The sequence below is a fragment of the Pauljensenia sp. UMB3104 genome, from assembly GCF_030217285.1.
Taxonomy (GTDB): domain Bacteria; phylum Actinomycetota; class Actinomycetes; order Actinomycetales; family Actinomycetaceae; genus Pauljensenia.
The window spans coordinates 67,199-79,249 of sequence record NZ_JASONN010000007.1 but is presented as its reverse complement, the minus strand read 5'-3'; the positions used below and the strand labels follow the sequence as shown (position 1 = coordinate 79,249).

The following is a 12,051-nucleotide window of genomic DNA, read 5'->3' as shown; positions in this document are numbered from 1 at the left end:
CAAACGACGCGGGTCACAGGGGACCGTTGTCGTGACGCTTGACGTGGGGCGCACGCTGGTCCTTGGAGGCCAGCAGGTGCAGGGAATCGATAATGGTCTGTCGGGTATCCGCGGGGGCGATGATGGCGTCGAGCTGCCCGGAGGAGACGGACACCTCGGGGTTGACGGTTTCCTCCTCGTATCGGGCAACAAGCTCGGCCTTCGTCTCTTCGAAGGTTCCGTTCTCACGGGCGGCAGCCAGTTCGCGGCGGTACATGATCGACGCCGCGCCCTCGGCACCCATGACAGCGATCTGCGCGTCGGGCCACGCGAACGCAAGGTCCGCACCGATCGACTTCGAACCCATGACGATGTAGGCGCCGCCGTAGGCCTTACGTAGGATGACGGTGACCATGGGGACGGTCGCGTTCGCGTAGGCGACAATCACCTTCGCGCCGCGGCGAATGATGCCCGCCTGCTCCTGCTCGGTGCCCGGGCGGTAGCCGGGAACATCCACGAAGGTCACGATCGGCAGCCCGAAGGCGTCACAGAAGCGAACAAAACGAGCGGCCTTCTCCGAGGCATCCACGTCGAGCGTGCCCGCATCGCTGATCGGCTGGTTCGCGACGATACCCACCGACTGGCCATCGACGCACGCGAAACCGATCGTCACGTTGGGAGCGAACAGGTCCTGAATCTCCACGTACTCGCCGTGATCCACGAGGGAACGCACCACGTCGCGTACGTCGTAGGGCTGGCGCGCCGACGTCGGAACCAGATCAGCAACCGCGCGGGCCGCCGCCTCGTCCTCGGGGTTGGGAATGTATTCGTACTTGGGAGGCGCGACCTCGCACGAGGACGGCAGGTAGTCGAGGAGCGAGCGCACGTAGTCGATCGCCTCTTCCTCCGTATCGGCCATATGGTGGGCGACGCCCGACTGGAAGTTGTGAATCGCCGCGCCACCCAGCTCATCAAGCGTCACCTTCTCGCCGGTCGTCGCCGCGACGACATCCGGACCCGTGACGAACATGTGCGAGTTCTCGCGCGTCATCACGATGAAGTCGGTAAGGGCAGGCTGATAGACGGCACCACCGGCGCAAGGGCCCAGGATGATCGAAATCTGGGGAACCAGACCCGAGGCCTCGCACGTCTTCTTAAAGATGCGGCCGTACTGGGCCAGGGCGACGACGCCCTCCTGGATGCGGGCGCCGCCCGAATCCTGAATACCGACGATCGGAATGCGCATCCGAATACCACGGTCAATCAGATCGACGATCTTGTCGCCCTCAACCTTGCCCAGCGTGCCGCCGAGAACCGAGAAATCCTGAGCGTAGGCAGCGACCATGCGCCCCTGCACGCGACCGTAACCAGCGGCGACGGCCGAACCGATACGGCCCTCACGCACCGACCCACCGATGAACTGACCGACCTCATGCCACACGCCATCGTCAAAGAACAGGGACAGACGCTCGCGGGCCGTCAGCTTCTTCTTGGCGTGCTGGCGCTGCGCGGCCTTCTCTTCGGCGGCCTGAGCGATTGCGTCCTGGGCCTGAATGAAGCCGTCACGCGTGAGCGGACTGGGTGTACTCATCGTGCCTCCTCTTCAGTGGCGATGTGGGCGATGCGGGTACCCGCGGTCACGGTGTCACCCTGCTTGATCGACAGGGAGGTGACGGTTCCGGCGCGGGGAGCGAGCAGCGGCTTTTCCATCTTCATGGCCTCGAGGACGGCTACGAGCTGGCCTTCCTCGACCTGGTCACCCTCGGAGACGGCCAGGGCAACGACGATGGCCTGCATGGGGGCAACGATGTCGCCGGGGGCGCCCTGGTGGGGCCCAGCCTGAACGGCGGATGCGCTTGCGCGGCGCGGGGAGGAGCGCAGCGGCTGAGGCGGGCGCGGGGCACGAGCCGCCGGCGCGTTGAACATGCCCGCCGGCAGAGTCAGGGACACGCGGCGTCCATCCAGCTCGATGATGTACGTCTGGCGCGGCAGATCAGCAGTCGACGAGGCCTCGGCCGGCACCGCCAGATCCGAGTAGTCGTGCTGGGGCATGAACGTCGTCTCGAACCAACGCGTCGAGACGTTGAATCCGCCTACTCCGCAGAAGTCAGGATCGTTAATGATGTCCTGGTAGACGGGCACCGGCGTGGCCACACCCTGCACCGAGAACTCGGCCAGCGCGCGGCGTGAGCGAGCCAGAGCCTGCTCGCGGTCGGCACCCGTGACGATGATCTTGGCGATCATCGAGTCGAAGGCGGTCTGGACCGAATCGCCCTCATCGATGCCGAGCTCCAGGCGGATGCCGGGTCCCAGGGGCCAGTGCACCTCGTCGAGGCGGCCTGCGGTGGGGGTCAGATCCTTCGAGGGATCCTCCGAGGTCACGCGGAACTCGAAGGAGTGACCGCGAGGCTCCGGGGGAGTGGTGAGCGGCAGTCCCTGCGCGATACGGATCTGCTCGCGCACCAGGTCGATACCCGTGACTTCCTCGGAGACGGGGTGCTCGACCTGCAGGCGCGGGTTGACCTCGAGGAACCAGATGTTGCCATCGGGCTCCAGCAGGAACTCGACCGTGCCCACGCCAACGTAGTTCACGTGTTCGAACAGTGCGCGCGATGCGTTCACGAGCGTTTCGTGTGCACCCTCGGGCAGGAACGGCGCGGGCGCCTCCTCGACCAGCTTCTGGTTGCGGCGCTGCACGGAGCAGTCACGGGTGGAGATGACGTGGAAGTTACCCAGCGAGTCGCGCGCCGACTGCGTCTCCACGTGACGGGCGACCTCCACGAAGCGCTCGACGAAGTGAGCACCCAGGTCGTCTGCGTCCGTGTGACGAGCAAAGAACAGGTCCAAGTCAGCCTGCGAGCGAATGATGCTGATGCCTCGGCCACCGCCGCCGTCGGCGCGCTTGAGCACCACGGGGTAACCGGCCGAGGCGATGAACGCCTCGACCTCCTCGCGCGAGGTGACGGGCTCAGACACGCCGGGGACCGGCGAAACACCGCAGGCTTCGGCCACGCGACGAGCCTTGATCTTGTCCCCCAGAGCATCGATCACGTCTGAGGCGGGACCCAGCCACGCGATACCAGCGTCCTCGACGGCGCGCGCAAAATCGGAGTTCTCAGACAGGAATCCGTAGCCCGGGTGAATCGCATCCGCGCCGGTCTCCAGCGCAATCGCCAGGATCTTCTCACCATTCAGGTACGTCGACGCAGCATCGTCACCGCCCAGGGACAGCGCCTCGTCGGCCTCGCGCGTGTGCGGTGCGGCCATATCCTGATCGGCGTAGACGGCGATCGTGGAAATGCCCATATCGGTGGCCGTGCGGCACACGCGCAAAGCGATTTCTCCACGGTTAGCGACGAGGATTCGATTAATTGTTCGCACGCTTCTCCTTGGTGTCGTGAGCGGTTGTCAGAGGAATTCCAGTAGCCAGGACATCCCCGGCATTAATGTCGTGAGTGCGACCGTCATCCGTGCGCACCAGCAGTGAGCCACTTGACGTGAGCGCGACAGCCACGCCCTCCAGTGCCACACGCCCGCTGGGGTCTGTCGGCTCGGCGAGGGCAATGCGCTGGCCAAGGAGGGCAAGGGCACTCGCTGCTTCGTTCGCGAGGCCACTGTCGTGGGCGTTGCCGTGGGCGATGAGGGCGCGGACTCGCTTCTCAAGTCCGGACAGCACGTCGGCGAGGACGGCCCGCGTGACGGCGGTGGTTGCCTGGGCTGCCTCATCGTCGCCCTCGGCGTACAGGGAGGTCGCTTGCTCGGTGGCAAGGTTGTCGGGGCGCTGGGCAACGTTGATGCCGTAGCCGAGGATGACTGCGGTCGTGAATGGGGACGAGGCCGGGGCGAGCTGAGCGAGAATGCCACAGATCTTGCGTTCTCCGTCGACGAGGACGTCGTTGGGCCATTTCAGGCAGGCACTGTGGCCGAGAGGTTCGAGGCGCCGGGCGAGCGCGTCGCGAACAGACAGGCCGCAGGCGTAGACGAGCCATCCGAGTTGGTCGGTAGGAACTGAGGTGGGGACAGAGACGATGGTGGAGGCGAGGAGCCCCTGGCCTTCGGGGGCTATCCACGTCCGTCCGAGGCGGCCGCGCCCGGCGCTTTGGCAATCGGCGATGATTGTTGTGAGATGCGGGGTGGGCGTCGCTGTGTCGGCGAGGAGGGTAGTAGCCAGATCGTTTGTCGAGGGGGTGGAGTGGACGTGATAGATCAGCGCACTGATGCCGTCGATGGTGAGGCGTTCGGGCGTATCCAACGGCGTTCCTCCCTCCGGGTGATGCTGTTTGACAGTGGGGACACTCGTCCCCGGTTACTTAAAAGTTTGTCTTAAAAATCAAACCTACGCATGCGTTTTTTAAAAAATTGGAATAGTTTTCGACAAATCACTACGCATCCGTAACCATCGCGTAAGCCTTGCGGAAAGCGGAAGGTGGGAAATCCGCGAAATAGTGCGCTGAGATGAGGATCACCGACCCCTGCATCCCGCTGTGCGGCTCATCGGCCCGTACCGGGTCGGTACCATAGGGGTGAACACGCGCGCATAGGCGCGCCCGAACCACTCGAACGGAGTAACGTGGCGGAGTTTATTTATCAGATGATCAAGGCTCGCAAGGCCATCGGTGACAAGGTCATCCTCGACGATGTCACCATGAGCTTCTTTCCGGGCGCCAAGATCGGTATGGTCGGCCCCAACGGTGCCGGTAAGTCCTCGATCCTGAAGATCATGGCTGGTCTGGACGAGCCCAGCAATGGTGAGGCCCGTCTGACCCCCGGCTACACGGTCGGCATTCTGATGCAGGAGCCCATCCTCGACGACACGAAGACCGTCATCGAGAACGTTCGTATGGGCGCCGCCGACATCTTCGGCAAGCTTGCGCGCTTCAATGAGATTTCCGAAGAGATGGCGAATCCCGACGCGGACTTCGATGCGCTCATGGAGGAAATGGGCAAGCTGCAGACCGAGATCGATGCTGCCAACGCGTGGGATATCGATTCTCAGCTCGACCAGGCCATGGATGCGCTGCGCTGCCCACCCCCGGACCAGCCTGTCTCTGTGCTCTCCGGTGGTGAACGTCGCCGCGTGGCGCTGTGCAAGCTCCTCATTGAGGCCCCCGACCTGCTCCTGCTCGACGAGCCCACGAACCACCTCGACGCCGAGAGTGTGCTCTGGCTTGAGAAGCACCTTGCGTCCTACCCGGGCGCGGTCATTGCCGTGACCCACGATCGTTACTTCCTCGACCATGTCGCCGGGTGGATTGCCGAGGTCGACCGCGGTCATCTGTACCCGTACGAGGGTAACTACTCCACGTACCTGGAAACGAAGGAGAAGCGCCTCGAGGTTCAGGGGCAGAAGGATGCCAAGCTGGCCAAGCGTCTGAAGGAAGAACTCGAGTGGGTTCGCTCCAACGCAAAGGGGCGCCAGGCCAAGTCGAAGGCCCGTCTGGCTCGATACGAGGAGATGGCAGCCGAGGCCGAGCGCACTCGCAAGCTCGACTTCGAGGAAATCCAGATCCCGCCGGGCCCGCGCCTGGGTAGCGTCGTTATCGAGGCGAAGGATCTCCAGAAGGGCTTCGGCGACCGTTCCCTCATTAGCGGTCTGTCCTTCTCGCTGCCGCGCAACGGTATCGTCGGCATCATCGGCCCCAACGGCGTTGGTAAGACCACGCTGTTCAAGACGATTGTCGGTCTCGAGCCCCTCGATGGCGGCGAACTGACGATCGGTGAGACCGTCAAGATCAGCTATGTTGATCAGACGCGCGCCGGTATTGATCCGGACAAGACTGTGTGGGAGGTTGTCTCCGACGGACTGGATTTCATTCAGGTGGGTAACGTGGAAATGCCCTCGCGTGCCTACGTCTCTGCTTTTGGCTTCAAGGGGCCGGATCAGCAGAAGCCTTCCGGTGTGCTCTCCGGTGGTGAGCGCAACCGCCTGAACCTGGCTCTGACCCTCAAGCAGGGCGGTAACCTCCTCCTGCTTGACGAGCCGACGAACGACCTTGACGTTGAGACCCTGAGCTCGCTGGAAAATGCACTCCTTGCATTCCCTGGCTGTGCCGTTGTTATCACCCACGACCGCTGGTTCCTCGACCGCGTCGCCACCCACATCCTCGCGTGGGAGGGGACCGAGGAACATCCGGATAGCTGGTACTGGTTCGAGGGTAACTTCGAGGCGTATGAGAAGAACAAGGTCGCTCGCCTTGGCGAGGCGGCCGCGAACCCGCATCGCGTGACGCATCGTAAGCTGACGCGCGACTGAATCGCGTCATTGGCTGTGGGGGGAGGGCCGAAAGGTCCTCCCCCCAGTTGTGTGTTGGTGGGCAAGCGCAATATCTGGTCGTTGTGCCAATCTGGAAGAAGTCTGTGCTTGACAGGCTGGGGGATTGTAGCTGCTCGCGGGAACTTTCGCTTCTGTCATGTGTGATCGGCGGACATTTGTTCATGTAGCGGATGCCACTTGCCTTTTGCGCAGGTCACATCTACTATGTGACACGTATCGCAAGTATTCGACCGCGCGAAAGGGGCTCCGATGGCGATTGAACAAACGCTCATCGACGCGCTGGGTGGACACCTCAATATCGTCGAGGTTGAACCCTGCACGATGCGCATCCGAATTCAGGTGAAGTCTCAGAGAGACGTTGACGAGGCAGCGCTGCGCGTCGATGGCGTGCTGGCCGTCGTACGTTCCGGTGACGTTGTCCAGATCGTGTGTGGCGCCCAGTCGGATGATGTAGCGGCGGCAATGATCTCAATTCTTTCACGCGTGGCCCATGACACGTCCACCAAGTCTTTGTCGCAACGCGTCCACGCCTAGTATTAATGGTGTCATCAGCCCGCAACGTAGAAGGCTTTTCTGTGGATATTCACGCTCCCGCATCTGACAACATCGATGAGCTGCGCCGTATCGCCGATGCTAATGGCGTTGCTACCGGATTCTGGGATTGGTACGGGAATTGGGTGGGCGTCAGCGCCTCCACCCTTCTCAAGGTCCTGGGTGCTCTCGGCCTGCCCCTTGATGAATCCTCCACGGTGGGGGATGTTCATGAGGCGCTGCGCATCACCGACGAGCGCGAATGGCGTCGTACCCTCCCTCCGACGATTGTCGCCCGCCAGGGCGGCGGGTACCTCTTCCCGGTGCATGTGCCAGACGGCTCGTGGGTCAACGTCCAGTGGGTGCTCGAAGATGGTCGCAAAGGTGCGTGTGACCAGGTGGATCGCTACGTTCCGCCCCGTATGATCGATGGCGAGCTCGTCGGCCGTGCGACCTTTGATGTGCCGCACTGGCTGCCTCTCGGCTGGCATCGTCTCGTGGCCACGGTTGAGGGCGGCCACGTAGAGTCTGCAACCCTGATCATTGTTCCCAATACGCTCTCGCTGCCGCTCCTGGAGTCCTCGCGTCGTGCGTGGGGTGTCAACGCTCAGCTGTACTCGACGCGTTCGGCTTCTTCGTGGGGTATTGGAGATGCGGCCGATCTCGCGGATCTTGCAGCCATCTGTGCGGACAAGGGTGCAGACTTCCTGCTCATTAACCCGGTGCACGCATCCCAGCCGGTTTCTCCGCTGGAGACCTCGCCGTACCTGCCGGTGTCGCGTCGCTGGCTCAACCCGATCTACATTCGCCCTGAGAACATCGAAGAGTTCGCATCCCTGTCGCAGGCCTCTCGCGAGGCTATCGAGCAGCTGCGTGACGAAACCCGCCAGTTCGACAGTCGTGAGGACCTGATCGATCGTGATTGTTCCTGGGAGGCCAAGCGTAAGGCTCTCGAACTGATCTTTGCGGCTCCTCGCTCGTATCATCGCCAGAGCCAGCTGGATCACTTCATCGAACGTGGCGGTTCGGAATTGTCCAACTACGCGCTCTGGTGCGCTCTCGTTGAGCGCGAGGGCACGATCGAGTTGCCCGAGGACCTGGCGCGTTCCTCCGCGCCTCGCGTCGAGATGGAACGTCTCGAGCTGGCCGACCGTGTTGACTTCTACCAGTGGTGCCAGTGGGTTGCCGCCGAGCAGCTCGAGCACGCGCAGCACGTGGCGCGCGAGGTCGGTATGGAGATCGGCATCATGGCCGACCTGGCCGTCGGCGTGCACGGCTACGGTTCCGAAAAGTGGAGCCGTCCCGAGCTCTTCGCCAACGGTATGTGTGTGGGTGCTCCGCCGGACGTCTACTCTCAGCAGGGGCAGAACTGGTCGCAGCCGCCGTGGTCGCCGCGTAGTCTCGCGGAGTCGGGCTATCTGCCACTGCGCGATATGGTCCGTGCCGCCCTGGCTAACGCTGGCGCCGTGCGTATCGACCATATCTTGGGTATGTTCCGCCTGTGGTGGATCCCGGACGGGTGCTCCGCCACCGAGGGGACCTACGTGTACTACGATCACGAGGCCATGATGGGCGTCATCCTGCTGGAGGCTCAGCGCGCGGGTGCCGTCGTTATTGGCGAGGATCTCGGCGTGGTCGAGCCGTGGGTGCGTGACTACCTGCGTGAGCGCGGAGTCCTCGGCACGTCCGTCGTGTGGTTCGAGAAGGAGGGTGGCGGCTGGCCGCTGCGTCCCGAGCACTACCGTGACCGCGCGCTGGCAGCCGTCAATATCCATGACCTGCCGCCGACGCTCGGCTACATTCGTGGCATTCAGACGACCCTGCGTTCCGAGCTCGGTCTGCTGACGGATGATATTGAGACGGTGCGTGCCGGTGATCGCCTCGAGCTGGAGCAAATGAATGCGCGCCTGCTTGAGTACGGTTGCGTTGACGGTGCCCAGCCCAGCGAGCGCGAGACTGTTGAGGGCCTGTACCGATACGTCGCGCAGACACCGTCGAAGCTTGTCGTCGCGTCGCTCGTGGATGCGGTTGGGGATGTGCGTCCGCAGAACATGCCGGGTACGGGTGCGGATCTGTATCCGAACTGGTGCGTGCCGCTGTGTGATTCCAACGGGGACGAGGTGCCGATTGAGGAGCTGCCCGCGGATGAGCGCCTCACCTCGTTGTTCGCGCTGCTGCGCGGCAGTGTCAACTGACGAGGCCCAACGTTCCTGCGAATGAGCCCCGCGACTCGAGAGAGTCGCGGGGCTCATTGGTCGGAGTAGTGATTACTCACCGTCCGGAGTTGAGAACAGGGGAGCGAGTGCGTCCACCGAGGCGGCGTCCTCGTCATATTCTGGGCATACCTGCAGGCCCGATGGGTTCACAACGATGACGGGCACGCAGGGGGAGAGGTGTGCTTCCTGTACTGGCGCCAGGTCCCAGTGGATGAGGGGCCTGCCGACGTCGACGATGTCTCCCTCATCGATGAGGGGCGCGAAACCCTTTCCGCGCAGTCCCACAGTATCGATCCCCAGATGGATGAGGACGGACACCCCGCGCGTCGAGGTAACGATCGCAGCGTGTGACTTGAGCTTGGTGACGACGCCGGCGATGGGGGAGCGTACCGTGATGCACGATGCGTCGGCATTGGGAAGAAGTGCGCGGCCATCTCCAACGACGCCACTGGCGAAGACCGCGTCAGGTACGTTGCTGAGTGGCAGGATGTGTGCGGCGAAAGGTGCGCGGACGAGGAAGCTCACCGGCTCGCGTTCATCTGTTCGACGAGGTCCTCAGAGTCGGGACCCATGACGACCTGAACCGCGTCGCCGACGATGACGACGTCGAAGGCTCCGGCCTCGCGCAGCTTCGCCTCGTCGATGAGGTCGGTGTTGGCCGCATCGAGACGGATGCGCGTGATGCACGCTTCCAGGTTGGAAATGTTGTCCCAGCCGCCCAGGGCTTCGATGATGGTCGTTGCGGTGTCCATGGTGTCCTCCTTGGCTCAATGACCCAAACCGCTGCGGTTTGCCTCACACTTATGGTATCGCGACGGTGCGCGAATAGACACTCTTGCGCCTACCGAGCGCGTCACATTATGAGACGTCGGCGGCGCTCGTTCCTCGAATGCGTGCTGCAGGTGTGAAGCCCATGGCGATGCCCGCCGCGATCGACGCTGCGGTAAAGATGTACATGGTTGCCTCGACGCCTACCCATGACGCGATGATGCCCGCGACGAAGGATCCGAGGGGCATGACTCCCCAGACCGCGAAGCGGAAGATCGCATTCATTCGTCCGAGCATGTCGGGCGGGCAGATTTCCTGGCGGAGGCTCATCTGGGTGACGTTGTAGATCGTGATGAAATACGACGAGATGACGCCGGAGCAGGCGATGACCCACGCGGCGGCGAATGGGACGTGGACCGATGCGGGTTGGGCAAGGAGTGCTGAAACGCCAACGATGTTCGTGATGACGATGCAGCGCCCGATTCCCAGGCGCGTGATCCACGCCGGCCTCGTGAGAGCGCCGAGGATACCGCCGAGCGCACCCGCGCTGAGTAAGAGGCCGAGCTGTGTGGCGCTCATGCCGAGGGTTCGCAGGACCAGGATGGGGAGGAGGACCTGAATGCCCGCCCCCGCGAACGCTGCGCACGCAATGCATGAAAAGAGCGGAAAGAGGAGGCGTTGTCCGCGCACGAAGGAGAGCCCATCGACAATCTGAGAACGAAGGGACGCATCGGAGTGAGCAGGACGCGGTTCGGGGGTGCGGATGCGCCAGATCGCCCACGTCGAGCACACATAGGTCGATGCCGTCAGCAGGTAGGCCAGGGGAGGGGCGAGCACACCGAGGAGCCAGCCGCCCAAGCCCGGCCCGCCCGCACGCCCCACCTGGTAGGAGGCCTCGAGGCGTCCGTTCGCAGCTCCGATGTATCGCTTTGAGGCGATCATGGGCACGTAGGACTGATAAGCGACGTCGAAGAAGACGGTGGACAGGCCGAGGAGTGCGGCAACGACCATGAGGTGGGCGATTGTGAGAGAGAAGAAGGCATAGGCAATCGGGATGGAGACGAGCGCTGCGATGCGCGCGAGGTTCGCAGTGATCATGACGTGGCGCTTACGCCAGCCGTCCACCCACGCGCCTGCGGGGAGCCCGACGATGAGGAAAGCCAGCGTCTGCAGGCCTGACAGAATACCGATCTGCGTTTCGCTCGCATGTAGGACGGTAATCGCGATCGCGGATGTTGCGAGAGTGCCGACCTGGAAGCCCACTTGCGCCGCAGTTTGGCCCGCCCACAGGTGCATGAAGGCGGAGTTGCGGGTGAGGGGATGGTGCAGCCAGCGCTGCAGTGATCCGCTCACTGCGTATCGCCGAGGCCGGAGCCCCTCGTGTGGTTGTGTCCAGTCAGCCCGGCGGCACTCAAAGCCCACGCGAGTCCATCTTCGGAGACGCTGGGGGCGACGATGTCCGCGACCTTCACGAGGGTCTCGCATCCGTTTCCAATACTGATGCCGAGCGCGGCGGTGTCCACGGCCTCGACGTCGTTGTTGGAGTCGCCAAGTGCAACGGTGCGGGAGAGGGGAATGCCGATGTATTCGCAGACCGCCCTGATACCGACGGCCTTCGACAAGTGGGCGGGCACAACCTCGAAAGGCACGTAGCCTGCTGCTCCCACCGAGCCGATAATCGCACGGTATCCGGTCGGCAGTGCAGCGGTCACTCGCTCCAACGAGGCCTTCTCGGGTGGCACGTACGCGGTGACCTTCGTGAAGGCGCCGCCGTCAATGTCGACAATGAAGGGCGTGATCGACTGGGCATATTCGATCCAGTCCTCGGGGTGTGCGCCCGCCCTGGGGACGAAAAAGTCGAGATAGCCATCGGAGGGGCCCATCTGGTCGGGCCCCTGCCAGATGTAGAAGGCGTCGAGCTCCTCCCACAGGGCCGTCAAGACCTCGACGTGCTCGCGGGGCATGCGCTCATCGACGAGTACCCGGTTGCCGACGCGGGCGTATCCGCCCGCACCTCCGACAAGTCCTTCGAAACCGACGTCCCAGAAGCGAGGGTAGACCTCGGGTGCCGAGCGCCCCGTGCAGGCGAAGAGGCGGTGTCCGTTGCTCTGGACCTCGTGCAGAGCGTCGATCGCTGAGCGCGGGATGCGCTGGCGTGAATCGCACAGCGTTCCGTCGATGTCGACGAAGACCGCGCGGGGAGAGTCAGCCTCGTTGCATGCCTGTGCAGAACCGTCGGTGTTCGTCATAGAGCAATCTTATCTCAGGGAAGAAATGGCCTCG

10 protein-coding genes are annotated in these 12,051 nt (G+C 63.4%); 3 read left to right on the top strand and 7 right to left on the bottom strand.

Going from position 1 to position 12,051, the window contains the following annotated elements; all coding sequences use genetic code 11:
• Window positions 1–13: 13 nt before the first annotated feature.
• The 3 genes from QP415_RS05430 to QP415_RS05420 are packed head-to-tail and all read right to left on the bottom strand — an operon-like array spanning window position 14 to window position 4,231.
• Complete coding sequence (locus tag QP415_RS05430; protein ID WP_048674541.1) at window positions 14–1,570, bottom strand: acyl-CoA carboxylase subunit beta; 1,557 nt, start codon at window positions 1,568–1,570, stop codon at window positions 14–16.
• The gene (locus tag QP415_RS05425) at window positions 1,567–3,360 is read right to left on the bottom strand and encodes an acetyl/propionyl/methylcrotonyl-CoA carboxylase subunit alpha (protein WP_285099219.1); all 1,794 of its coding nucleotides are present in this window, start codon (window positions 3,358–3,360) and stop codon (window positions 1,567–1,569) included. The genes QP415_RS05430 and QP415_RS05425 overlap by 4 nt, the downstream gene beginning before the upstream one ends.
• The gene (locus QP415_RS05420; protein ID WP_285099218.1) at window positions 3,347–4,231 is read right to left on the bottom strand and encodes a biotin--[acetyl-CoA-carboxylase] ligase; all 885 of its coding nucleotides are present in this window, start codon (window positions 4,229–4,231) and stop codon (window positions 3,347–3,349) included. The genes QP415_RS05425 and QP415_RS05420 overlap by 14 nt, the downstream gene beginning before the upstream one ends.
• Before the next feature lie 318 nt (window positions 4,232–4,549).
• Between QP415_RS05420 and ettA the strand changes: the two genes are divergently transcribed.
• From ettA to malQ, 3 genes are all read left to right on the top strand, one after another.
• Window positions 4,550–6,232 carry an energy-dependent translational throttle protein EttA gene (gene ettA, locus QP415_RS05415; RefSeq protein WP_016461114.1) on the top strand — a complete coding sequence of 561 codons (1,683 nt, stop codon included), beginning with the start codon at window positions 4,550–4,552 and terminating at the stop codon, window positions 6,230–6,232.
• Between the two features lie 270 nt (window positions 6,233–6,502).
• A complete protein-coding gene (locus tag QP415_RS05410; RefSeq protein ID WP_048674533.1) occupies window positions 6,503–6,787 on the top strand; it encodes a PTS transporter subunit EIIB in 285 nt (94 codons plus the stop codon).
• Window positions 6,788–6,828: 41 nt separating this feature from the next.
• Window positions 6,829–8,979, top strand: a complete 2,151-nt coding sequence (malQ, locus tag QP415_RS05405) for a 4-alpha-glucanotransferase (RefSeq protein ID WP_285099214.1) — start codon at window positions 6,829–6,831, stop codon at window positions 8,977–8,979.
• Window positions 8,980–9,051: 72 nt separating this feature from the next.
• Here malQ and QP415_RS05400 read toward each other — a convergent pair whose 3' ends face one another.
• From QP415_RS05400 to QP415_RS05385, 4 genes are all read right to left on the bottom strand, one after another.
• Window positions 9,052–9,525, bottom strand: coding sequence for a PTS sugar transporter subunit IIA (locus tag QP415_RS05400; protein WP_285099212.1), 474 nt, complete (start codon window positions 9,523–9,525; stop codon window positions 9,052–9,054).
• The gene (locus QP415_RS05395) at window positions 9,522–9,752 is read right to left on the bottom strand and encodes a glucose PTS transporter subunit EIIB (protein WP_048674525.1); all 231 of its coding nucleotides are present in this window, start codon (window positions 9,750–9,752) and stop codon (window positions 9,522–9,524) included. Before QP415_RS05395 ends, QP415_RS05400 begins: the two co-directional genes overlap by 4 nt.
• Window positions 9,753–9,858: 106 nt before the next feature.
• On the bottom strand, window positions 9,859–11,121 hold the full coding sequence (locus tag QP415_RS05390; protein ID WP_285099210.1) for an MFS transporter: 1,263 nt from the start codon (window positions 11,119–11,121) through the stop codon (window positions 9,859–9,861).
• Window positions 11,118–12,017, bottom strand: coding sequence for an HAD hydrolase family protein (locus tag QP415_RS05385; protein ID WP_048674522.1), 900 nt, complete (start codon window positions 12,015–12,017; stop codon window positions 11,118–11,120). The genes QP415_RS05390 and QP415_RS05385 overlap by 4 nt, the downstream gene beginning before the upstream one ends.
• Window positions 12,018–12,051 lie beyond the last annotated feature (34 nt).

Coding starts and splice junctions, on each gene's coding strand:
- QP415_RS05430 (WP_048674541.1), bottom strand. CDS start 1,570: ATGAGTACACCCAGTCCGCTCACGCGTGACGGCTTCATTCAGGCCCAG.
- QP415_RS05410 (WP_048674533.1), top strand. CDS start 6,503: ATGGCGATTGAACAAACGCTCATCGACGCGCTGGGTGGACACCTCAAT.
- QP415_RS05395 (WP_048674525.1), bottom strand. CDS start 9,752: ATGGACACCGCAACGACCATCATCGAAGCCCTGGGCGGCTGGGACAAC.
- QP415_RS05385 (WP_048674522.1), bottom strand. CDS start 12,017: ATGACGAACACCGACGGTTCTGCACAGGCATGCAACGAGGCTGACTCT.